21 protein-coding genes are annotated in these 21,327 nt (G+C 59.2%); 13 read left to right on the top strand and 8 right to left on the bottom strand.

Annotation, left to right across the window (positions count from 1 at the left end; translation table 11 throughout):
* Positions 1-145: 145 nt before the first annotated feature.
* Positions 146-1,309, top strand: coding sequence for a glycoside hydrolase family 25 protein (locus QP970_RS04880; RefSeq protein ID WP_284869744.1), 1,164 nt, complete (start codon positions 146-148; stop codon positions 1,307-1,309).
* On the opposite strand, the gene QP970_RS04875 is transcribed toward QP970_RS04880, so the two are convergent.
* Positions 1,290-2,126, bottom strand: coding sequence for a spermidine synthase (locus QP970_RS04875; RefSeq protein ID WP_239267731.1), 837 nt, complete (start codon positions 2,124-2,126; stop codon positions 1,290-1,292). The genes QP970_RS04880 and QP970_RS04875 overlap by 20 nt on opposite strands.
* 97 nt (positions 2,127-2,223) lie before the next feature.
* Here QP970_RS04875 and mnmA point away from each other — a divergent pair, with 97 nt between their 5' ends.
* Positions 2,224-3,309, top strand: coding sequence for a tRNA 2-thiouridine(34) synthase MnmA (gene mnmA, locus QP970_RS04870; RefSeq protein WP_239267729.1), 1,086 nt, complete (start codon positions 2,224-2,226; stop codon positions 3,307-3,309).
* Entirely contained in the window at positions 3,310-4,227 is a 918-nt protein-coding gene (locus tag QP970_RS04865) for a uroporphyrinogen decarboxylase/cobalamine-independent methonine synthase family protein (RefSeq protein WP_239267727.1), read from the top strand.
* Here QP970_RS04865 and QP970_RS04860 read toward each other — a convergent pair.
* The 4 genes from QP970_RS04860 to QP970_RS04845 are packed head-to-tail and all read right to left on the bottom strand — an operon-like array spanning position 4,224 to position 6,731.
* Positions 4,224-4,514 (bottom strand): hypothetical protein, encoded by a 291-nt coding sequence (locus tag QP970_RS04860; RefSeq protein ID WP_239267725.1) that lies wholly within the window; start codon positions 4,512-4,514, stop codon positions 4,224-4,226. The genes QP970_RS04865 and QP970_RS04860 overlap by 4 nt on opposite strands.
* Before the next feature lie 9 nt (positions 4,515-4,523).
* Positions 4,524-5,522, bottom strand: a complete 999-nt coding sequence (locus QP970_RS04855; protein WP_239267724.1) for a serine hydrolase domain-containing protein — start codon at positions 5,520-5,522, stop codon at positions 4,524-4,526.
* The gene (locus QP970_RS04850) at positions 5,522-6,019 is read right to left on the bottom strand and encodes an ArsR/SmtB family transcription factor (RefSeq protein ID WP_239267722.1); all 498 of its coding nucleotides are present in this window, start codon (positions 6,017-6,019) and stop codon (positions 5,522-5,524) included. Before QP970_RS04850 ends, QP970_RS04855 begins: the two co-directional genes overlap by 1 nt.
* A gap of 40 nt (positions 6,020-6,059) precedes the next feature.
* Complete coding sequence (locus QP970_RS04845) at positions 6,060-6,731, bottom strand: 3'-5' exonuclease (RefSeq protein WP_239267720.1); 672 nt, start codon at positions 6,729-6,731, stop codon at positions 6,060-6,062.
* A 45-nt stretch (positions 6,732-6,776) separates the two neighbouring features.
* Between QP970_RS04845 and ligA the strand changes: the two genes are divergently transcribed.
* On the top strand, positions 6,777-8,846 hold the full coding sequence (gene ligA / locus QP970_RS04840; protein ID WP_255716799.1) for an NAD-dependent DNA ligase LigA: 2,070 nt from the start codon (positions 6,777-6,779) through the stop codon (positions 8,844-8,846).
* 17 nt (positions 8,847-8,863) lie between these two features.
* Here ligA and QP970_RS04835 read toward each other — a convergent pair whose 3' ends face one another.
* Positions 8,864-9,526 (bottom strand): ACT domain-containing protein, encoded by a 663-nt coding sequence (locus QP970_RS04835; RefSeq protein ID WP_284869743.1) that lies wholly within the window; start codon positions 9,524-9,526, stop codon positions 8,864-8,866.
* Between the two features lie 207 nt (positions 9,527-9,733).
* Here QP970_RS04835 and gatC point away from each other — a divergent pair, with 207 nt between their 5' ends.
* From gatC to QP970_RS04820, 3 genes are all read left to right on the top strand, one after another.
* On the top strand, positions 9,734-10,030 hold the full coding sequence (gene gatC / locus QP970_RS04830; protein ID WP_005280231.1) for an Asp-tRNA(Asn)/Glu-tRNA(Gln) amidotransferase subunit GatC: 297 nt from the start codon (positions 9,734-9,736) through the stop codon (positions 10,028-10,030).
* On the top strand, positions 10,031-11,518 hold the full coding sequence (gatA, locus tag QP970_RS04825) for an Asp-tRNA(Asn)/Glu-tRNA(Gln) amidotransferase subunit GatA (protein WP_239267716.1): 1,488 nt from the start codon (positions 10,031-10,033) through the stop codon (positions 11,516-11,518).
* 104 nt (positions 11,519-11,622) lie between these two features.
* Entirely contained in the window at positions 11,623-12,138 is a 516-nt protein-coding gene (locus QP970_RS04820) for an META domain-containing protein (RefSeq protein WP_239267715.1), read from the top strand.
* A 77-nt stretch (positions 12,139-12,215) separates the two neighbouring features.
* Here the strand turns inward: QP970_RS04820 and QP970_RS04815 are convergent, their stop codons facing one another.
* Positions 12,216-12,539, bottom strand: coding sequence for a membrane protein (locus tag QP970_RS04815; protein ID WP_005282483.1), 324 nt, complete (start codon positions 12,537-12,539; stop codon positions 12,216-12,218).
* Positions 12,540-12,586: 47 nt separating this feature from the next.
* On the opposite strand from QP970_RS04815, the gene QP970_RS04810 reads away from it, so the two are divergent.
* From QP970_RS04810 to QP970_RS04800, 3 genes are all read left to right on the top strand, one after another.
* Entirely contained in the window at positions 12,587-13,963 is a 1,377-nt protein-coding gene (locus QP970_RS04810) for a DHA2 family efflux MFS transporter permease subunit (RefSeq protein ID WP_284631832.1), read from the top strand.
* 24 nt (positions 13,964-13,987) lie between these two features.
* Positions 13,988-15,019, top strand: a complete 1,032-nt coding sequence (locus QP970_RS04805; protein ID WP_284869742.1) for an ATP-dependent 6-phosphofructokinase — start codon at positions 13,988-13,990, stop codon at positions 15,017-15,019.
* A gap of 72 nt (positions 15,020-15,091) precedes the next feature.
* Positions 15,092-16,057: a bile acid:sodium symporter family protein gene (locus tag QP970_RS04800; RefSeq protein WP_284849477.1), complete on the top strand. Its 966-nt coding sequence runs from the start codon at positions 15,092-15,094 to the stop codon at positions 16,055-16,057.
* Here QP970_RS04800 and QP970_RS04795 read toward each other — a convergent pair.
* A complete protein-coding gene (locus QP970_RS04795; RefSeq protein WP_284849478.1) occupies positions 16,054-16,839 on the bottom strand; it encodes a DUF4261 domain-containing protein in 786 nt (261 codons plus the stop codon). The genes QP970_RS04800 and QP970_RS04795 overlap by 4 nt on opposite strands.
* 57 nt (positions 16,840-16,896) lie before the next feature.
* On the opposite strand from QP970_RS04795, the gene gatB reads away from it, so the two are divergent.
* The 3 genes from gatB (at position 16,897) to QP970_RS04780 (ending at position 21,215) form a co-directional block, all read left to right on the top strand.
* Entirely contained in the window at positions 16,897-18,402 is a 1,506-nt protein-coding gene (gene gatB, locus QP970_RS04790) for an Asp-tRNA(Asn)/Glu-tRNA(Gln) amidotransferase subunit GatB (RefSeq protein ID WP_239275322.1), read from the top strand.
* Positions 18,403-18,529: 127 nt separating this feature from the next.
* Positions 18,530-19,582 (top strand): NAD(P)-dependent alcohol dehydrogenase, encoded by a 1,053-nt coding sequence (locus QP970_RS04785; protein WP_239267703.1) that lies wholly within the window; start codon positions 18,530-18,532, stop codon positions 19,580-19,582.
* Between the two features lie 202 nt (positions 19,583-19,784).
* Positions 19,785-21,215 (top strand): YkvI family membrane protein, encoded by a 1,431-nt coding sequence (locus QP970_RS04780; protein WP_239267701.1) that lies wholly within the window; start codon positions 19,785-19,787, stop codon positions 21,213-21,215.
* Positions 21,216-21,327 lie beyond the last annotated feature (112 nt).

Here is a 21,327-nt window from a genome sequence, read left to right as displayed (position 1 = left end):
CCACTCAACCCCCGCAAGCCGAAAAGCGAATATCTGTTCTAGATGGTACATTTTCAACGAAATTGTCTACGCGAGTGAAAAATTTGTCTCCAAGGTGCGTGTGTTGCAAATGTGGTTAGTGTGAATGATTGTTAGACTCTCGCGCATGACAACTATGAGGGCACTCCGCAAGAGCATCATCGCGGTTATCGCTGCAGTTGCAGTCACGGTAAGCGGGACCGCTGCCGCACAGGCAGCATTGGGAACCAGCGCACCAAAAGGTATCGATATTGCTGCCCACCAGCACCCAGGTGGCATGCCTATTGACTGGAATAAGGTGAAATCTGACGGCCAGTCCTTCGCCTTTGTTAAGGCAACTGAGGGTGGAGACTGGATTAACCCGCACTACGTCAAGGATATTCAAGCCGCCAATGTGCACGGCCTGAAGACCGGCGCATACCACTATGCGCGCCCAGCTGGCGATGCGAAGACGCAGGCCGCAAACTTTGCCACGCAGATTGCGTTGGCGCCGAACCAGACGTTGCCGCCGGTGCTTGATATCGAGGTCTCCGAAGGCAAGTCGGCCTCCCAGCTGGAGAGCTGGATCGAGGAATTTACCTCCGAGCTCAAACGCCTGACCAACCGCACCCCAATGATTTATACCTACAAGTACTTCTGGATGGGCGAGATGAATAACTCCCAGAAGTTCTCCAATATGCCACTGTGGTTGGCGGCATACCAGGATGAAGCCCCGGATCCAGTGGGTGGGTGGCAGAACCTGTCCTTCTGGCAGCGATCCGGATCGGGCAAGGTCGCTGGTATTCCTACCGACGTGGACATGAACCTCTTTAATGGCTCGAAGCGGCAGCTAGAGTCTTTTAGCGGCGGCAATTACATCGATATTGGCGGCGCGCTCGATAGCCTCGTCCTCGACGATGGTGTGGACCTGAGCTCCGATAGCACGCCGCTGATTGGTGCAATCTTCGCCCTTGCGGCTGGTCTCATCGCAATGCCCCAGTTTGCCGATGCCGCCAAAGACGCCGGGCTCGATGCCCAGGCTGCTGAGGGCCTGGCAGATTTTGTGAAGACCTTGGAAGACGAGGACGCTCTACCTCTCAAGCAACTTGGCAAGATGGCGGTTGGTGACTTCACCGTGGGCGACTTGGCGATGCTGCTAGAAAACGCTGGCCATGTCAATGGCGTCGACAAGGGCGAGGTCTCCGGCTCTCAAGTCGAAGAAGCTAAGGATGCGGCGAAGAAGGCGGGTGCTGATGTGCCGGACTTCGATGCTGATCAAGTAGCTGACTTGCTCAATCGCGTGCTGAAGTAGCTCCTGCAAAGAATTTACGGGTCCAGTTTTCATCCTTAAAGTGTGCGGGAACGGCCCCACCTAAGAGTGCCTTTGCCAGCTGAGCGGCTTGGACCGAGCCCTCAGCTGGCAGTTCTGTATCTGAGGCCAGCAAGATGATATTTCCATACCGGCGCCCTTTGAGCATGGGTGGGTCGGCGATGACGGCGAGGTGGTCGAAGACCTCAGAGAGCCCGGCTAATTCTTGCTTCGCCAGCTGGAGGTCCGAGTGATCGCCGCAGTTGGCCACGTAGAGGCCGCCGGCTGAAAGAGATGACTTCACCGCGCGGAAAAACTCCACCGTAGTCAGGCTTTTCGGGGTTTTATCCCCAGCGAATACATCGCGGATAATGATATCGCGGCTAGCGGGCAGAAAACCTTCGGTCTCTTTTCGGGCATCGCCGGGGCGGATTTTGACGGTGGGGGAACGGGGGACATCGAAAAGCTCGCGGACTAATTCGCCCAGTTTGGCATCGAGCTCGACTACTGTATGGCGGCTGTCCGGCCACAGGTCGGCGAAGTAGCGCGGGAGTGAGCAGCCGGCCCCACCGAGGTGGGTAACACGCAACTTATTAGGCGAGACCGTATTAAGCTGCTCTACCGCAGCTGCGATCCAACGCATGTATTCAAAGTCGAGTTCCTGCGGCTCGCCCAGCACGATATGGCTGCTAGGAACGCCATTGACGTTAAGGATATAGGCTCCGTCGCGGAATTCATCCGGCACAACCTCGGCGGTACCGGTGGAGATCTCGTAGGTGCCGGTAATGCTTGAGCTGTTCGCGGCTCGCTTTCTACCCATGGGGTTCAAGCTTAGGGAATGGAATCGATTTAAGCTGCGTTGGGGCAAGGGAGTACACTTTCGGGCCTGTAGTCGAGGTATTTAAAAGGGGAATGCAATGCGAGTATTGGTAGCAATGTCTGGCGGCGTGGACTCATCTGTCGCCGCCGCCCGCGCGGTGGAGGCTGGCCACGATGTCGTCGGCGTGCACCTGGCGCTGCACAAGGACGCGCAGCAAACGCGTGAAAAGGCCCGCGGCTGCTGCTCGCTGGAGGATTCCGCCGATGCCCGCCGCATTTGCGATAAGTTGGGCATTCCGTTTTATGTCTGGGACTTTTCGGAGGAATTCAAGGAAGAGGTCATCACGGACTTCGTGGATTCTTATGCTCGCGGTGAAACCCCGAATCCCTGCCTGCGCTGCAATGAGAAGATTAAATTCCGCGCATTGCTGCAAAAGGGCATGGCCCTAGGCTTTGATGCCGTTGCGACCGGACACTACGCCACGCTTGATGATGACGGTTATATGCGCCGCTCAAAGGATGAGAATAAGGACCAGTCTTATGTGCTCGGCGTCATTTCTGCCGAGGAGCTGGAGCACTGCTTTTTCCCCATCGGTGACACCCCCAAGCCGCAGATCCGCGAAGAGGCTGCGGCGCACGGTTTCTCCACGGCGAAGAAGCCGGATTCTTACGACATCTGCTTCATTCCAGACGGCAATACCCAGCAGTTCTTGGGATCGCGCATCGGGCTTCGCCCCGGCATGATCGTGGACCAAGAGGGCACGGAGCTTAAGGAACATGATGGCGCGTGGAACTACACCATCGGCCAGCGCAAGGGCTTGGACATTAAAGCTCCAGCTGCTGATGGCCGCCCGCGCTACGTCACCGATATCGATGCTGCATCGGGCACGGTGACCGTCGGCGCGCGCGAGGACCTAGCGGTCACCGCCATCCGTGCCGATCGCCTGAAGTACCTGCACCCTGGCATGGACGGCGACTTTGAGTGCGAGGTGCAGGTTCGCGCGCACGGTTCTGTCGTGCCGTGCATCGCCCACGTGGACCGCGCCGCGGATTCGATGCGCCTGGAGCTCGAGGAGCCGCTGTCCGGCGTTGCCCGTGGACAGGCCGCGGTGCTGTACCTGCCTTCCCCCGATGACCTCGGCGATATCGTCATCGGTTCTGGCACCATCTGCGAGACCGTGTAAATGACCGGATTCGCACTCGGCCCCATGCCCGGCACGTCCATGGCGGAGGCAGCGGACATCATCATTGGCGAGACCGAGCTCCCCGCCATCCCGCAGCTGCCGGAACGCGGGCTGGGCTCCGATTCGGTAGGGCGCACCGCCAGCATGCTCGAGGCCATCACCATTGACCGCGGGCCCCGTTCCTGGCGCATGACGGCTCGGCCCCAGCTGCTTACCCGACGCGCGTGGGATCGCCTCGAGCGCGACCTCGATGAGGTGCAGCAGGTCTGGGGTGAGACCGTCCCTCGCATCAAGGTGCAGGCGCTTGGCCCATGGTCGCTGGCGGCCAGCATCGAGCTTGCCGATGGCCACCGCGTCCTCACCGATCCCGGTGCCTTTGCAGAGCTTTCCGATGCCCTGCTGCACGGCATCCGCACCCACGCCGCCGACGTCGCACGCCGCTTCCACGGCGAGGTCGTGGTGCAACTGGATGAGCCGCTGCTTGCCGATGTCATCGCCGGCCGCATTCCAGGAACCACCGACTTTGATTCGATCCCCGCCGTCCCTGATGAGGCGGCACTCGAGACCCTCCTGCGGTTTGAGGCGGATTATCTCCATGCTCCGCCGCTGTGGTCGGTGGCTGGGGCCGTGAAGACATTCCTCGTTGATGCGCGCTACCGCGACCGTCTATCTACCCCGGAGCATTTCGATGGGATGGGCGAGCACCTGTCCGAAGGCCGCCGAGTCGGCGTTCCACTTTCCGGCACCAACGCGCAGGACGAGGCGATTTCGCTTGCCCGCCACCTGGACCGCATTGGCATGCCGCGTGAGCTGCTCGTGGACCACTTTGATGTGTTTCCGGCTCGGGCATCGGCAAGCTCATTGCACTCTGTAACCGAGACCGCCGCGATCCTCACCCGCGATGCGGGCGACCTTTAAGCAGCTCGCCCAAGGCTATCTGTCTTCGGAGACTTTTCACTGCGGTCTGTGTATATACACCAGGCGACGGCGCCCATGTGTAGGGAGCAAGCGGTTACGAGGACATACCACCAGCCATAATTGACTAGGCTGTACCACGGAGCGGCGTTACCAACGAAGGCGATCATGGCGATGCTGACAATCGCCGACGTGATAAGCATCCCCGAGGAAGGTGGTTTCTTGAGCGCTTTCCACGTTCCCCAGATTTCGGATGCTGTGATGGCGGCAAAGATTAGGGTGGTAATCATTTTAATTCCTTAAATCTCATCGAATAGCGCTTGGGCGAGGTCACTAGTCCACGCCGGGGTGTCATTATTGGCGAAGGCTGCGCGCTTATTTTCGGGATCTATGATGAGCATCGTCGAGTAGCCACCCGTTCCGCCGTCGTGCCAGAAGCTTTGGTTGTCTTCACTTTTTTGCCAGCCATAGGCCATATCGCCGTTATCCATAATCCACTCGGCGAAAGCTGCCATGTCATGTGCGGTTGATCGTAGTGCGCCCGCTGCGGCATTGCCGCCTCCCATCTCCCATGGATCGGCCTCCCGGCCGGTGGCAGTAAGGCCCCGTGGGGCATCATCGGGGACAGATCCTGGGGTCATGAGGTAGGACTCCGTCATTCCGGCGGGTTGGAAGATTCTCTCCTGGAGCAGGTCTTCATAGTCTGAATCGGCTGCCGTTTCCAGGAGGTGGCCAAGCAGTCCATACCCCATATTGGAATAAGTCTCCGTTCCACGATCTTTAAGATCCGCTTCGGTGGCGGCATCGAGGATATCTTGGGTGGTCTCACCTGCGTAGGGATTAACACCAGTAACGGCCGATATTGCATCAGCGAAAAAATTCCCTTGTGCTAGCCGGGGTAATCCTGAGGTGTGGTTGAGCAACTCTTGTACTGTGACCTCGGAAATGGGTGCTTGGCCAACGTCTAGGACATCGCCCACGGTGGTATCAAGGCCTATTTTTCCTTCTTCTACAAGCTGGTGAGCTATTTCTCCGGTGAACATCTTGGTCACCGAACCGATTTCTACCTCTGTGTGTTCATCCGCGCCGAGCCCTGCGAAGGTGGCTTTCCCTTCGTGCAGCGTGAAGGCGGTGAGATTATTGAAACCCGGTTCGGTGTGTTTGCGCAGTGTGGCGGAAAGTTCGGCATTGCCGGTTTCCGTGGTGGCCACAGCGATCCGCCGCGGCCCAATCACGAGCAGGAGGGCTGCTGACATGATGGTGACGGTGATGGCTAGCGCCATTTTTCGCTTTCGCATTAGTGATCCTCGCTTGCGGTAATGATCGTGAGCAGGGGGATGACGCGGGCCGCACGGATTGAGTATTGCCCGTGTGTCTTGGTGGTCCAGCCACCGTTAGTAAGCGCACTGAGGTGGTGATAGGCGGTGCCGGTGGAGGTGACGATTTCCTCTTCCACCAGTTCTGTGGCGGTGGCTGGTGCGCTAAGGAGGCGGCGCAGAATTTCACCGCGCACGGGGTGCGCCAATGCGGCGAGGCGGTCGAGATTGTCGGACCAATCTCCAGCGGTCACCGTGTTTGTTGGGCGCTGCCATTGGTAGACATAGGAACCTAGGCCGGTGGTGATGTTGCCGCCAAAAATGACGGACCCTTCAGGAAGCTGGTCAGAAGGTTCAAGCGCATCCGCGAGCCACATGGTGGACTCTCCCGCGGATGATTCGACGGGGTCAGGGTCGGGGTTTTCGAGTTGTGTGACGCGAGCCTCGAGACGGGCAATGCGCGATTCTAAGGAATCCATATTTCTAGAATTCCAAAACACTAGAAATATGGCAAGGGGATTAGGAAATGAGCGGCCACGCCGTCGAGACATCGGAGGCATCGCGGCCCTTGCCTTCTAGGTACTTCTTGAAGGCGACGCGGTCCTCGTACCACTTGACTGCTTGGAATTCCATGAGCTCGTTTTCGTCCATCTGCGCGAGGTTGGGGTAGTGCTGGCGCACCTGCTTCCAGGCCACGCGAGCGGCAGCGAGGGCATCGGCAGTAGCCTCGTGCGCATTGCCCAATTCCACGCCGTAGTGCTCGCACACCGCTCCGAGGGTGCGCTTTCCCTTGCGCCACTTATCGCTCACGCGGTCAATGACGTACGGATCGAAGACAGGGCCGGTGACCGTGAAATCGCCAGTGAGGCTGCGCAGCACAGTAAGATCAAAAGGCGCGTTATACACGATGAGTGTCAGGCCGTCGTCCCACGCAGCCTTGATGGCATCAACCGTGTCCTTGAGGACCTCCTCGTGCGGGCGGCCTTCTGCCTGGGCCTTTTCCGTTGTGATCCCATGCACGTCGGTGGCGGCTTGGGGGATCTCGATGCCAGGATCCGCAAGGTGCTCCACCTTCTGGACATCGTGGCCGTCAATGCGGACTAGGGCAGAGGTAACGATGCGGGCGTCTTTGGGGTTGGCGGAGGTGGTCTCAAGGTCGAAGGCGAGCATGCGGGAGGCGTCGAAGTTCATGGTCCATACCTTAGTAGCTAGCCCGGACATGGGGGATCGCTAGACTTGGATACCGTGACTAATCCAGCTGATGTGCAACGTGAATGGAACGACCTGGCGCAGGAAGTGCGCCGCCACCGCAACCTGTATTACAACGGTGAACCGGCAATTCCCGATGCCGACTTTGACGCGCTTTTCCAGCGCCTGATGGACCTAGAAAAGCAGCACCCGGAGCTGGCGGTTCCGGATTCGCCTACCCAACAGGTAGGTGCAACCCCGAACGCCGGCGAGGATATTGAGCACCTCGAGCGCATGATGAGCCTCGATAACGTCTTTAGCGCCGGTGAGATGCAGGACTGGCTGGATAGGACGCCCGCCAAAACCTATCTGACGGAGCTGAAGATCGATGGCCTCTCCATCGACTTGGTCTACCGCAACGGGCGTTTGGACACGGCCGCTACCCGTGGCGATGGCACCGTGGGCGAGGAGATTACCGCCAATGCGCGGGTTATTTCTGATATCCCGCACGAACTTACGGGCACTGATGAGTACCCAGTCCCGGAACTTATTGAAATCCGCGGCGAGGTCTATATGCGCCCCGAAGATTTCGAAGAGATCAATGAGGAGCGCGCGGCGGACGGCAAGGCGCGGTTTGCCAATCCCCGCAACGCTGCGGCCGGCGGACTGCGCATGAAGGATCCCGCCGAGGTGAAAAAACGCCGCCTGCGCATGGTGTGTCACGGCCTAGGCGCGCGCGAGGGATTTTCCCCCTCCTCCCAGCACGACGCCTATAAGGCCATCGCCGCATGGGGCTTGCCCGTCTCGCCCTATACCAAGCAGGTCCACTCCGCCGCAGAAGTACAAGAGGAAGTATCTTACTGGGCCGAACACCGCCACGATGCGATTTTTGAAATGGATGGGCTCGTGGTCAAGGTGGACGATTTGGGCTCACAGCGCCAGCTCGGGGCGACCTCCCGCGCACCCCGCTGGGCCATTGCCTATAAGTACCCGCCGGAAGAGGTCACGACGAAGCTAAAAAACATCGAGGTCGGTGTCGGGCGTACGGGGCGCGTTACCCCCTTTGCCATCATGGAACCGGTCTTTGTCTCCGGCTCCACGGTATCCATGGCGACCCTGCACAATCAGTCTGAGGTCAAGCGCAAGGGCGTGCTTATCGGGGATACCATTATTATCCGCAAGGCCGGGGAAATCATTCCTGAGGTACTAGGCCCCGTGCGCGAACAGCGCGATGGCAGCGAATACGAATGGTCCTTCCCCACGCAGTGCCCAGCCTGCGGCACGACGCTCGCCCCGCAAAAAGATGGCGATGCTGACTGGCGATGCCCCAATACCCAATCCTGCCCAGCCCAACTTTCCGCGCGCCTGGAATACCTCGCCTCCCGCAAGGGCCTCGACATTGAGGCACTGGGGGAGAAGGGAGCTATGGACCTCATCGAAAACGGAATCCTCACCGATGAATCCGAGCTCTTCGAACTAACGGAAGAAAAGCTGCTTGCTTCCGATGTCTATACGGCCAAGCGCGATACGAAGGATAAGCGCAGCAAAAAAGAGGGCAATGCCAAGGTCAATACCGCGGGCAAGAACCTCCTGCAGAACTTAGAAGAGGTCAAAGACCGCGACTTCTGGCGCGTGCTAGTCTCGCTATCCATTCGCCACGTGGGCCCCATTGCCGCCCGCGCCTTGGCAGCGCGTTATGGCTCCATGGAAAAGCTGCGCGCGGCCAAAACCGAAGATCTTGCAGAGGTAGATGGCGTAGGCGCGGTCATCGCGGAATCCTTCCACGCCTGGTTCGAGGTGGACTGGCACCGCACCATCGTTGAGAAATGGGCGGAGGCTGGTCTAGCCATGGAGGTAGCCGCCGAGGACAGGAAGGAACAAACCCTAGAGGGCCTGACCATCGTTGTTACCGGCAGCCTCGAAGACTTCACGCGCGATTCCGCCAAGGAAGCCATCATCAGCCGCGGCGGAAAGGCAACCGGCTCCGTATCAAAGAAAACCTCCTACCTCGTCGCCGGAGCCAAAGCCGGCTCCAAGGAGGATAAGGCTCGCGACCTTGGCGTGCCTATCTTGAACGAGGAGCAATTCCACACGCTCTTGGACACCGGGGAGGTATAGGCGCGCCGGGCTGGGGCTTATTTGAGGAAGGCGCCCAAAATCGTGCCGATGTGGCCGAGGTGCTCGACTTCAGAGGCCAGGTATTCCGGCCCGCCGGTGCGACCCATGGCGATGACCATCCCGGTATCTCCCAGGGGAGCCGCGGCCAGGGCGGAATCGAGCAGCGCCCAGCTTTCTGGCACCCATTCGTCCTTATCGGGGTGCAAGGTGCGCGCGCTGTCGATGTTGAGATCGACCGGAATCGTATCGTCATCGGCAGGGGCCGCGTTTGAGGAAGCGACGCGGTGAATGGGCTCATTATTGTCAATGACGATGGCCCACGTGGAGGTCGCCGCCTTCGGAATAGTCGCGACGACTTCCTCCATCGCTGCCGTGACATTGGAGGCATTGGCGGCAACGCGCGCTAATAACTCGATCTGCCCGCGCCGGTCCACGCGGCCGCTGAAGGGCCGAATGGAATCTACTTCCACGCCATGAACAGAGGCGGCGGCGGTAATTAAGGCATCGGCCATAGCGTCTGCGGGAAGTTCAATGACGATGTCATCCATGACGGTGCCATCCGGGAAGGATTCTACGATGTCAACGGATTGGATATTGCCGTCAACCAGTCCGAAGGCCTCCGAAAGCTGGCCCAAACTACCAGGGGTATCGGGAAGCAGGACACGGATTAGGTAAGACATTAAGTCGCACGCTTTCAGTAGCTTATAAGCTTATAGTTCCAATAACGATACCTGGGTCACAGTGCGACGTTCAAGGGGCAATAATTCGGGGTGACTCGGCAACCGCGCGGGTTGGTGCAGTATCATGGAGCCTTAGCAATTTACATAGTACGCGCGGGAAAATAATTTTCACCTGCGCGTCGATTATGGAAAAAGGATGGAGTTCGCGTGTCTGAGATTTCGCGTGATGAGGTAGCCCACCTTGCCAAGCTTTCCCGCCTGGCATTAAGCGATGAAGAGCTAGCCCAATTCGCAAGCCAGATTGATGAAATTGTTGATTCCGTTTCCGCAGTAAGGAACGTGGACACTGAAGGCGTGGAACCGATGAGCCACCCGCACTCCGTGGATGCACCGATGCGCGAAGACGTCATCGTGCGCACCCTTACCGCCGAGCAGGCCTTGGACCAAGCGCCGGCCGTGGAAGATGAGCGATTCGTCGTGCCGCAGATTTTGGGAGGAGAGTAAATGACCAACGTTGTCGTACCTGCGGAGGGGCTGACCTCTTTGACCGCCGCCGAGCTGGCGGACAAGATTCACGCGCGCGAGGTGACCTCCCGCGAGGTCACCCAGGCCTTTTTGGATCGCATTGCGGAAACCAACCCGGAACTCAACTCCTTCCTGCACGTGGGGCAGGAGGAAGCATTGGCGGCTGCCGATGTCGTGGATAAGGCCCTCGACGCCGGCGAAAAGCCCGCATCGGCACTGGCCGGTGTGCCGCTGGCTCTAAAAGACCTGCTGGTTACTACCGATGCCCCCACTACCGCCGCATCCAAGATGCTCGAAGGCTACATGTCTCCGTATGATGCGACGGTGACCAAGCGCCTGCGCGAGGCCGGCATCCCGATCCTTGGCAAGACGAACCTGGATGAGTTTGCGATGGGTTCGTCCAATGAGAACTCCGCATTTGGCCCGGTTCACAACCCGTATGACACCGAGCGCACCCCGGGCGGTTCCGGTGGCGGCACTGCAGCGGCGCTGGCTTCGGGGCAAGCTCCATTAGGTATTGGTACCGATACCGGCGGATCCATTCGCCAGCCGTCGGCGCTGACCAATACCGTGGGCGTAAAGCCCACCTACGGCACGGTATCTCGCTACGGCCTGATTGCAGCCGCGTCCTCGCTGGACCAGGCGGGTCCCTGTGGCCGTACCGTCCTGGATACCGCGCTCTTGCACGAGGTTATTGCCGGCCACGATGCCTTCGACGCCACGTCTGTGGACAGGCCTGTTGCCCCCGTGGTGGAGGCCGCCCGCGAAGGCGCGAAGGGTGATCTGAGCGGCGTCAAGGTAGGCCTCATTAAGCAATTCGAGCGCGATGGCTGGCAGGACGGCGTGATGGAGAACTACCACGCCGCCGTGGAACAGCTGCGCGAGCAGGGCGCGGAAATCGTCGAGGTGGACTGCCCGCACTTCGACGAGGCCTTGGCTGCCTACTACCTGATCATGCCGTGTGAGGTCTCGTCCAACCTGGCCCGCTTCGATGGCATGCGCTACGGCCTGCGCGCTGGCGATGACGGATCCCACTCCGCGGAGCAGGTCATGTCCCAGTCGCGCGCAGAGGGCTTCGGCCCCGAGGTCAAGCGCCGCATCATGCTGGGCACGTATGCGCTGTCCGTGGGCTACTACGATGCCTACTACCTGCAGGCGCAGCGCGTGCGCACCCTCGTGGCCCAGGACTTTGCCCGCGCCTTTGAGCAGGCTGACGTACTAGTCTCGCCGACCACCCCAACCACCGCGTTCAAGCTGGGGGAGAAGGCCGAAGACCCCATGGCGATGTACAACTTCGACCTGTGCACCTTGCCGCTAAACCTGGCCGGCCTGTGCGGCATGTCCGTGCCTTCCGGCCTGGCCGCCGATACCAACTTGCCTACCGGTTTGCAGATCATGGCACCGGCTTTCCAGGATGACCGCCTGTACAAGGTGGGTGCAGCCTATGAAGCTAAGCGCCAAAGCTAGCCGCGCTATCTAAAATCGTTGTCACTGTGAAATAGCTGCGGATTAGATAACGATTCGTTTACACCCCTGTTGGATGCCCATCCGGCAGGGGTAGATTAATGGGTATGACTTTGAAAAAGATTGCAACCGCGACGATGTCCGTCTCCGCAGCTGCGCTCATGACCATGGGCGTAGCAAACGCTGAGGAACCCGCAGCAAACCCGGCACCGGCTGAGCCCGGCACCGAGGTGGCAGACACCACCGCCAAGAGCGACCTGGTGGAATCCCTGCCGGCAGACGCTGACAAGCTGGTGCCCAACATCGAGGGCCAGACCATCACCGGTGAGCTGCACTCCGTTAAGGAAGACGGTCAGTTCACCGTGCAGTTCGACAAGGATCAGTCCCTGGTTCTCGATGATGGCTGCAATACCTACACCACCTCCTACGATGTGGATAAGGATGGCACCATTCACGTAGGTGACTTCGTCTCCACCAAGGTGGCGTGTGATGACCACACCCAGGCACTTTCTGATTCCCTGCGTGACGTCCTCGAGTCCGAGCCTTCCTTCTATGCTCTGCCTGACGGCCAGGCCGCACTGGGCACTGAGGACAACGCCGTTGTCTTCAACGTTGTGGAGTAAATACTCACAAAACCATTCAGCACCATGATCCTCCTTGGCGGGGGACCATGGTGCTGTTGTGTATGTGGCGGGGTGGACTACTTGGCATCGGAAAGCGCGTAGGCAGCGCCTGCGGAGGCGGCCGTCACGGCGAGGACTGCTGGCCAGGAACCAATCTTCTTTGCCAATGGGTGGGAGGCGCCGAACGCGCCGACATACAGGGCGGACAGGCCTGCGGTCGTGGCGGGGTTGGTCTTCTTGGCCCAAGAACGGCCGGCCCATAGGCCCGCTGCGCCGAGGATGACGCCGCCGAGCGGGCGAATGCCGGTCTCGCGGGCGGTGACCCAACCACCGATAAGGCCGAGGGTAACGGTGGTGGCGGTGGATACGTCTTGCGGTTTCTTGATATCAATCATGGACATGGTGGCCAGTCTAGGCCTGATTTGTGTGCCCCGCTAGAATTCCTGCCATGATTGCGGAGACTAACCTGCCATCGGAGCGCCAAGCATGGCTCGCCATGTTTGCCCTATCCCTCGGTTTCTTTGTATCCCTGTTGGACCAATCGATGGTAGCCATCGCCTTGCCGGAGATTCAGGCGGATTTGGGCGCCACGGTCAATGAAATCATGTGGGTTTCGGCCGCCTTTTTGCTTGCCGTCGTAGTGCCGCTGCTTTTTACGGGGCGGCTTGGCGATGTCCTCGGTCAGCGCGCCCTGTTTTGCATCGGCGTGGCGCTGTTTGGGATCGGCGCAGTAGCGTGTGCGCTGGCGCCGTCGATAGAAGTGCTCATCGTCGCGCGCATCGTGCAGGGTCTCGGAGCATCGCTGGAGATGCCACAGACGATGTCCGTTATTAACCGGGTATTCGCCCGCGAGCGCCGTGGGCGCGCGCTGGGGGTATGGGGGATTATCGGTTCGGTGGCATCCTTGGCTGGGCCGCTGCTCGGCGGGTTCCTCGTGGCTTCTTTTGGCTGGCAGGCGGCCTTCTGGGTGCATATTCCATTTGTTATCGCCGCCATCGTGCTGGCCCTGCTGTGGATACCGAAGCTGCCGACCACGGCCCAGGACATCGATAAGCCCTCGGCCATAGTCTCGCTCATTGCGCTAGGGTCCATCGTCTTTGGCATTCAACAAGGCCCAGAGCTGGATTGGGACTGGCGGGTGCTAGTGGTGCTTGCCATCGGCATAGTCGCAAGCATCGCCTTTGTGCGCTTGCAGACTAGCGCGCAGGATCGCGGCTCTACGCCTCTTTTTCCGGTGGAGCTCTTCCACAACCGCAATTATGCGGCCGGTTCCGTGGGCATATTAACCATGGGCTTTATGGCGGCTTCGGTCATGCTGCCGGTGATGTTGTGGTTGCAATCGGTCAAGGGGTTATCCGCCGGGGAGGCCGGCATTATCGTGGCTCCCATGGCGCTGGTCTCGATGCTGATGTCACCCATCGCCGGCATCCTCACGGACGTGGTGAATCCGCGCCTGATGGGGCTGGTGGGGTTTAGCCTGATGATCGCCTCGCTGTGTTTGGCCTGGTGGGTCATGCATGCCGACGCCAATCCGTGGTGGTTGGCCTTGCCCATCGCCGTTCTAGGAATCGGCCAGTCCTTTATCTGGGGCTCTAATGCGGCAACGACGCTGCGCGATATTTCACCTCACCACATGGGCGCGGCGTCGGGGGCGTATAACACCTCCCGCCAGGTGGGATCCGTGGTGGGCGTGGCTCTAGTCTCCGCCGTAATGCAAACGGGTAATCCGACTACGGCGATCATCAATTCGATTCTCGTGATTGTTATCGCGCTGGTGGTGGGACTTATCTCCTCACTGCGCTACGTGGACACGCTGCATGGATAAAAATCCTGCGCTAAATTGGGGGTTATGCGTCTTGCTGTACTGACTTCCGGTGGCGATTGCCCCGGCCTGAATGCTGTAATCCGTGCGGTTGTGCGAACCGCATCCAACGAATTTGGCGATACCGTCGTGGGCTACGAAGACGGGTGGGTTGGCCTTTTAGAAGACCGTCGGCGCGATCTTTACGACGATGCCGGCATCGACCGGATTCTCTTGCGTGGCGGCACCATTTTGGGTACCGGCCGACTGCACCCCGATAAATTTAAGGCCGGCCTGGAGCAGATCAAGACGAATATGCGCGAGGCCGAGGTCGATGCCCTCGTTGCCATCGGTGGCGAAGGCACGCTCAAGGGCGCTAAGTGGCTTAACGATAATGGCATCCCCGTCGTGGGCGTGCCGAAGACCATTGATAATGACGTCAACTCCACGGACTATACCTTCGGCTTCGATACCGCGGTATCGGCGGCAACGGATGCGATCGACCGCCTGCACACGACGGCTGAATCCCACAACCGCATCCTCATCGTGGAGGTCATGGGCCGCCACGTGGGCTGGATTGCTTTGCACGCAGGCATGGCCGGCGGCGCACATTACACCGTGATTCCAGAAGAGCCCTTCGATATCGCGGAGATTACCAAGGCGATGGAACGCCGCTTCCAGATGGGTGAGAAATACGGCATCATTTGTGTGGCCGAAGGTGCCCTGCCGAAGGAGGGCACCATGGAGTTTGAGGCCGGTGGCGTCGACCAATTTGGCCACCAAACCTTCAATGGCATTGGCCAGGTCATTGGCGATGAAATCAATAAGCGCACCGGCTATGACGTGCGCACCACCGTGTTGGGCCACATCCAGCGCGGCGGCACACCCACCGCGTATGACCGCGTCCTGGCGACCCGCTACGGCGTGCACGCTGCCCGCGCGGCGCACAATGGGGACTCGGGAATGTGCGTTGCCCTGCACGGTGAAGATATCGACCTCGTGCCATTGGAAGAGGCCGTGGGTACGCTGAAGACGGTGCCAGATGCCCGCTACCGCAATGCGCAAGCCCTGTTCGGCTAAGGTCTGTTAAACCTCCGCCGTCTCGAATATTAAGATCGCCCTCTCACATGGTGGGAGGGTATTCTTTTGTATATGAGTACCAATAGCGCTACAGAAAAACAGGAAGAACGGCAAGCGCTCATCGCGGCGCTGGGTTTTCCCATACTCGTTATTATCGGCGGCATTATTGGCTACATCGCCCCGGATACCGCGGCATCCTTTGCCCCGCAGGTAACGCCGCTGTTGGGCATCGTCATGTTTGGCATGGGGCTTACCCTCAAGCCCGTCGATTTTGCGCTCGTGGTGCGCCGGCCACTGCCCGTGGTGCTCGGCGTGGTGTCGCAGTTCGTCATTATGCCGCTGATCGCGCTCGCGGTGGTGGCAGTCATGGATCTGCCAGAAGCGGTTGCGGCTGGAGTGATTTTGGTCGGCTGCGCCCCAGGCGGCACGAGCTCTAACGTGGTGTCCTACTTAGCGCGCGGCGATGTCGCGCTTTCGGTGACCATGACCTCCATCTCCACGCTCTTGGCGCCCATCCTCACCCCGCTATTGACCTTGTGGTTGGCGGGCGAATACATGCCGGTCTCCGCGGCATCGATGGCGTGGTCCATCGTCAAGGTGGTGCTCGTTCCGGTCATCGCGGGCATCGTCATCGGCATGCTGCTTCCCCGGCTCGTGGCGAAGATTCAGGCGGCATTGCCGTGGATTTCGGTTACCGCGATTGCCTTGATCGTGTGCATTGTCGTCGGCGGCGCGCATGACAATATCGTCACCGCCGGTGTGCTGGTCTTTGCCGCCGTGGTCATTCACAACGCGTGCGGCTATGGCTTGGGCTATCTCGCGGGCCTCTTTACCCGCCAGCCGGTTCCGGTCCGCCGCACCATGGCCGTGGAGGTAGGAATGCAAAATTCCGGGCTGGCCACTAGCCTTGCCTCTTCCTATATGAGCCCACTGGCTGCCTTGCCCGGCGCTGTCTTTTCCGTGTGGCACAACTTGTCCGGCGCGATCCTGGCTGCGCTGTGCCGCTTTAGCGATGCCCGCAAGGCCAAAGTCAGCTAAAAGTTAATGGTGACAGCGGGGAAGTTCTGGTCTACGAACCAGGGCTCCTCCGTGATGGTGAGTGAGGCCTGGCCTTCCTCGAAGGCCAAGGTATCGCCGCCTTTGACGGTGGCGCCTTGCAGGATATGGTTGGCGATATTTGCCAGCTTGTAATAGAGGTCCGTGGGATCCATCGAGCTGGTGCGCGCCTGGATTTCCGGGTGGCCCGCTTGGACCAGTCCCATAGAATAGCCGCGGAGCTCGCCGCCCGATTGCGTAATCCACACCGGCGCGATATGCATGGGGGCGAGGTTATTGCGCACGGCATCGTTAAACATCGCCGGGGAGATGGAGACGTTGCCGCGCGGGTTGTGGATGATGAGGCAGTTGGGGTGCTGGGCTACGGCGGACGTCGCTTGGGATAGCAGCTCTAGGTGCTCGCGGCGCGGCTCGCGGAATTGGTGAGAGAGGTCGTGTTCCTGATTATCCGGAAGGACTGAGACTAGCACTTGGGCTCCCGCGGTGTTGAGGTCGCCGGCATCGGCGCTCAAGATGGGGTGGAGGCCGTAACTATCTGGGGTGGGTGCAGAATCGATGGTCTGGTAGTGCAGGACAAACGCGCCATCGATAGGAACGACGAGGCTGCCTGGGTTCTTGCCGGGAGTAATCTCTCCGGCACGCCCCGAAAAGGTCCCGGTAACAGCCTCTGTGATCTCTTCGGTCGAGGGGGCGGTAGAAAAGACTGCGATGTTAATCAGTGGGGCATCGACAAGCGAAGTGTCTACTGTATGTGGAGTCGTCATGACAGTCACCCTAGGGGCTAGCGCGCGAGAGTGCACGGACGTATTAAGATGGCACGCATGACTGCTGCGATGTATGACCTGATGGACTTCGACGAGGTCCTCGACAAGTATGAACCGGTAATGGGCATGGAAGTCCACGTGGAGCTGGATACGGAAACCAAGATGTTTTCCACATCCGCCACGAACTTCAGCGCAGCCCCTAACTCCAATACCGATCCGGTATCGCTGGGCCTTCCCGGGGCTCTTCCCGTGGTTAACTCCAAGGGCGTGGAGGGTGCAATCAAGATTGGCCTGGCGCTTAATTGCTCCATCGCGGAGTCCTCGCGCTTTGCCCGCAAGAATTATTTCTACCCGGACCAGCCAAAGAACTACCAGATTTCCCAGTACGATGAGCCGATTGCCTATGACGGCTACCTCGACGTCGTACTGGAAGATGGCACGGAATGGCGCGTGGAAATCGAGCGCGCCCACATGGAAGAAGACACCGGTAAGCTGACCCACCTGGGCGGCGCCGATGGCCGCATCCACGGCGCTACCGCATCCCTGGTGGACTGCAACCGCGCGGGCATTCCGCTCATTGAGATCGTCACCAAGCCCATCATCGGCGCCGGCGAGCGCGCCCCCGAGGTGGCAAAGGCCTATGTCTCGGCGCTGCGCGAGCTCGTCGCTGCGTTGGGCGTGTCCGATGCCCGCATGGATCAAGGCTCCATGCGCGTAGACTCCAACCTTTCCTTGCGCCCTATCGGCCAAGAAGAATTCGGTACCCGTACCGAGACGAAGAACATCAACTCCATGCGCTCGGTCGAACAGGCCGTACGCTTTGAGATGCAGCGCCAGGCACAGGTATTAGAAGATGGCGGCAGCATCGAGCAGGAGACCCGCCACTACCAAGAAACCGATGGCTCTACCTCTAAGGGCCGCCCGAAGGAGACCGCGGAAGATTACCGCTACTTCAATGACCCGGATTTGCCGCCGGTCATCGCCCCGCGCGAGTGGGTAGAAGAGCTGCGCGCAACCCTTCCGGAGCTGCCGTGGGTCCGCCGCGCCCGCATCCAAAAGGAGTGGGGCATTAAGGACGAGGAGATGCGCGACCTAGTCAACGCGGGCGCGCTGGATCTCATCGTGGAGACGGTCGAAGTCGGCGCGAAGCCGGACGAGGCTCGTTCCTGGTGGGTGTCTTATCTTGCAGGTAAGGCCAATGAGCAGGACAAGACCCTGGCTGAGCTGGATATCACCCCGGCCCACATCGCCCGCGTCATCGCCTTGGTCAAGGAAGGCAAGCTGACCACCAAGCTGGCGCGCCAAGCCGTCGATGGCGTACTGGCGGGCGAGGGCGATGTTGATGAGGTCGTCGCCAAGCGCGGTCTCGAGGTCGTGCGCGATGATGGGGCCATCGAAAAGGCCGTGGATGATGCCTTGGCCGCAAACCCGGACATCGTGGAGAAGTACCGCGCCGGCAATAAGAAGGTCACCGGCGCGATCGTCGGTGCCGTGATGAAGGCGACGCAAGGCAAGGCGGATCCGGGTCAGGTTAATAAGCTGATCGCGGAAAAGCTGAGCTAATACGCCACTAATCTAGCCAGTCTTCGTCCCTGCTTCCACAAGGGGCGGAGGCTGGCTTTCGTGGTTTTTAAATTGACCATAGTTTTCATTTGGGCAGGTCAGGACGGCAAAGCGTAGACTATGTGACATGCCAATTAAATCTAAAGTTCTGCAAAAAACGAGCCCAGATGCACCTTTTCGCACCGTAGAAATCGAACGGCGCGATCCGCGCGAAGATGACGTCGTCATCGATATCAAGGCGGCAGGCATTTGCCACTCGGATATTCACACCATTCGCAATGAGTGGGGCGAGGCCCACTTCCCGCTGACGGTGGGCCACGAGATCGCTGGCGTGGTCGAAGCGGTAGGGGACAAGGTCACCAAGTTTAAGGTAGGCGACCGCGTGGGTGTGGGCTGCTTGGTCAACTCTTGCGGGGTGTGCGAGCAGTGCCGCAATGGGCAGGAGCAAAGCTGCCTGAACGGCTCGGTGGGAACCTATAACTCTGAAGACGTCGATGGGACCATTACCCAGGGCGGCTATGCGCAAAAGGTCGTGGTCAATGAGAATTTTGTGTTGACGATTCCGGAAGGCCTCGACTTTGATGTTGCCGCCCCGCTCTTGTGCGCCGGAATTACCACCTACTCGCCCTTGGCCCGGTGGCAGGTCAAGGAAGGCGATAAGGTAGCCGTCGTTGGCCTTGGCGGTCTGGGCCACATGGGCGTGCAGATCGCCGCCGCCAAGGGCGCTGAGGTCACCGTCATTTCCCGCTCCTTGCGCAAGGAACAAGAAGCCTACAAGCTCGGCGCGCAGCGGGTGTTGGCAACGGGTGAGGCCCCCGACTTCTTTGCCAACCACAAGGGCGAGTTTGACCTGATTTTGTCTACTATTTCCGCCTCCTATTCCCTCAATGACTACCTGCAGCTGTTGAAGCCGCGGGGGATCATGTCTGTGGTCGGCCTGCCGCCGGAGGAACTGGGAATCACGATGGGCAACCTCGTTGGTGGCGGTAAAGTATTGACCGGAAACAATATTGGCGGCATTGCCGAAACCCAAGAGATGCTGGACTTTTGTGCAGAACACGGCATCGGCGCGGTCATCGAAAAGGTGGGCGTTGATGACGTTGACGCAGCCTATGAGCGGGTTGTTGCCGGTGATGTGAAGTTCCGTTTTGTCATCGATACGGAAACTTTCGCGGATTAAGTATGTAAGCTACTTCATCGACAAAAGATGATGTATTGTATTTCACGCACGTGCAAGTAGGATTTCGTTATTGGGTTACGTACCATGTGCACAGGAGCACACTCCTGCGCCGCGCCTCCCCGCACGCGTCGGGGGATAAGGAGGGGGCCTAGGACGCGCGCACTGGTGTGTGAAAATTATCCGCTACAAAAGTTAGGCAACTGTGTCTTATAAAAATATTCTCGCCATGGCTATGTCCTTCGTGGGCCTGCTGGTAGGCGCGGGCTTTGCTACGGGCCAAGAGGTCGTGCAATATTTCACCGCCTTCGGCACCTGGGGTATTGCCGGCATTGTGGTCGCAGCGGCCATTATGACGCTGGCGGGCACCGTGTTCTTGCAATTGGGCAGCTATTTCCACGCCACTGAGCACAACACGGTATTCCGCAAGGTCACCCACCCTATCGTGTCTAAGCTATTGGACGTCGCCGTTATCATCACGCTCTTCGCCATCGGCTTCGTGATGCTGGCCGGTGCCGGTTCCAATATGGAGCAGCAATTTGGCTGGCAGGCTTGGATCGGCTCGACGCTGATGTTGGGGCTCGTGATTGCCGTCGGTATGATGGACGTCGATAAGGTGTCCAAGGTCATCGGTATGCTCACGCCGTCCATCATTATTGCCGTCATTGGTGTGGCCATCTACACCATGTTCAATATGCCGGACGATATCGGTGCGGCAATGGAAGCCTCCAGCCAAATCGATACCCCGATCGGCAACTGGTTGGTCTCCGCGCTGAACTACAACGGCCTAGCTTTGATGCTGGCGGTTTCGATGTCGCTGGTTATCGGCGGCGATAACATTAGCCCCCGTGAGGCCGGTTGGGGCGGCATCGTAGGCGGCATCGTCTACTCCGTCATGATGGGCCTGGCAGGCTTCTCCCTGCTGATGAACGCCGAGGAGATTGAGGGCTCCGATATCCCGATGCTGTCCTTGGTCGATAGCGTCAACCCAGTCTTGGGCGCAATCATGGCCATCATTATTTACCTGATGATTTTCAATACCGCCATTGGTATGTTCTACGCATTGGGTAAGCGCCTTTCCGCGGGCAATGAGGCAAAGTTCCGCGTTATCTTCATCGCCGGCTGTTTCGCAGGTTTCGGCGTCTCCTTCTTCGGCTTCAAGACCTTGATGCAGTACGTCTACCCGGTCATCGGCTACATGGGCATCGCGATGGTGGCCGTCTTGGTCTTCGCATGGTTCCGCAGCCAGTCCAAGATTCAGGACGAGGCGCTGCGCCGCGAGCGCGTGCGTTCGCTGATGCACCTGAAGCTGAACCCGAACAAGGAATACGACGCAGATCGCTACGACGACGAGATTGGCCAGCACCTCGAGGATTCCAATATGGATAGCGAATCCCTCTATGAAGAGCTCGTGACCGAGGTGACGGAAAAGCTTGACGGTGATGACGATGTGGACTTTGATAAGGAAGAATTTGAGAAGCAAAACCAGGACGATCACACCTACTACATCGAGCGCGAGGGCGTAGAGCACGACCGCTCGCCGGAAGAGATTGAAAAGTGGATCGAAGAAACCGGTGCTATCGGTGACCCAGAGGAAGACGATGAGTCTTCCGAAGCGGAAAGCTCCCAGAAGTAATCTCGCCTTAGAGCAATAAATTTCCCTCCCCAGGATTTCCCGGGGAGGGATTTTCTATGCCTTGTGCTTGCCGATGCCCCTTTTAACGCTTAGGGCTGGAGCTGGCCAAGGG

The sequence above is a fragment of the Corynebacterium sp. MSK073 genome (assembly GCF_030232085.1).
In the GTDB taxonomy this organism is placed as follows: domain Bacteria; phylum Actinomycetota; class Actinomycetes; order Mycobacteriales; family Mycobacteriaceae; genus Corynebacterium.
The sequence above is the reverse complement of the archived record's forward strand: the minus strand, read 5'-3'. Positions and strand labels throughout refer to the sequence as shown.

Excerpts from the sequence above, each read along its gene's own strand:
- QP970_RS04880 (WP_284869744.1), top strand. The coding sequence starts at position 146 with ATGACAACTATGAGGGCACTCCGCAAGAGCATCATCGCGGTTATCGCT.
- QP970_RS04875 (WP_239267731.1), bottom strand. The coding sequence starts at position 2,126 with ATGGGTAGAAAGCGAGCCGCGAACAGCTCAAGCATTACCGGCACCTAC.
- mnmA (WP_239267729.1), top strand. The coding sequence starts at position 2,224 with ATGCGAGTATTGGTAGCAATGTCTGGCGGCGTGGACTCATCTGTCGCC.
- QP970_RS04865 (WP_239267727.1), top strand. The coding sequence starts at position 3,310 with ATGACCGGATTCGCACTCGGCCCCATGCCCGGCACGTCCATGGCGGAG.
- QP970_RS04860 (WP_239267725.1), bottom strand. The coding sequence starts at position 4,514 with ATGATTACCACCCTAATCTTTGCCGCCATCACAGCATCCGAAATCTGG.
- QP970_RS04855 (WP_239267724.1), bottom strand. The coding sequence starts at position 5,522 with ATGCGAAAGCGAAAAATGGCGCTAGCCATCACCGTCACCATCATGTCA.
- QP970_RS04850 (WP_239267722.1), bottom strand. The coding sequence starts at position 6,019 with ATGGATTCCTTAGAATCGCGCATTGCCCGTCTCGAGGCTCGCGTCACA.
- QP970_RS04845 (WP_239267720.1), bottom strand. The coding sequence starts at position 6,731 with ATGAACTTCGACGCCTCCCGCATGCTCGCCTTCGACCTTGAGACCACC.
- QP970_RS04835 (WP_284869743.1), bottom strand. The coding sequence starts at position 9,526 with ATGTCTTACCTAATCCGTGTCCTGCTTCCCGATACCCCTGGTAGTTTG.
- gatA (WP_239267716.1), top strand. The coding sequence starts at position 10,031 with ATGACCAACGTTGTCGTACCTGCGGAGGGGCTGACCTCTTTGACCGCC.
- QP970_RS04820 (WP_239267715.1), top strand. The coding sequence starts at position 11,623 with ATGACTTTGAAAAAGATTGCAACCGCGACGATGTCCGTCTCCGCAGCT.
- QP970_RS04815 (WP_005282483.1), bottom strand. The coding sequence starts at position 12,539 with ATGTCCATGATTGATATCAAGAAACCGCAAGACGTATCCACCGCCACC.
- QP970_RS04810 (WP_284631832.1), top strand. The coding sequence starts at position 12,587 with ATGATTGCGGAGACTAACCTGCCATCGGAGCGCCAAGCATGGCTCGCC.
- QP970_RS04805 (WP_284869742.1), top strand. The coding sequence starts at position 13,988 with ATGCGTCTTGCTGTACTGACTTCCGGTGGCGATTGCCCCGGCCTGAAT.
- QP970_RS04800 (WP_284849477.1), top strand. The coding sequence starts at position 15,092 with ATGAGTACCAATAGCGCTACAGAAAAACAGGAAGAACGGCAAGCGCTC.
- QP970_RS04795 (WP_284849478.1), bottom strand. The coding sequence starts at position 16,839 with ATGACGACTCCACATACAGTAGACACTTCGCTTGTCGATGCCCCACTG.
- gatB (WP_239275322.1), top strand. The coding sequence starts at position 16,897 with ATGACTGCTGCGATGTATGACCTGATGGACTTCGACGAGGTCCTCGAC.
- QP970_RS04785 (WP_239267703.1), top strand. The coding sequence starts at position 18,530 with ATGCCAATTAAATCTAAAGTTCTGCAAAAAACGAGCCCAGATGCACCT.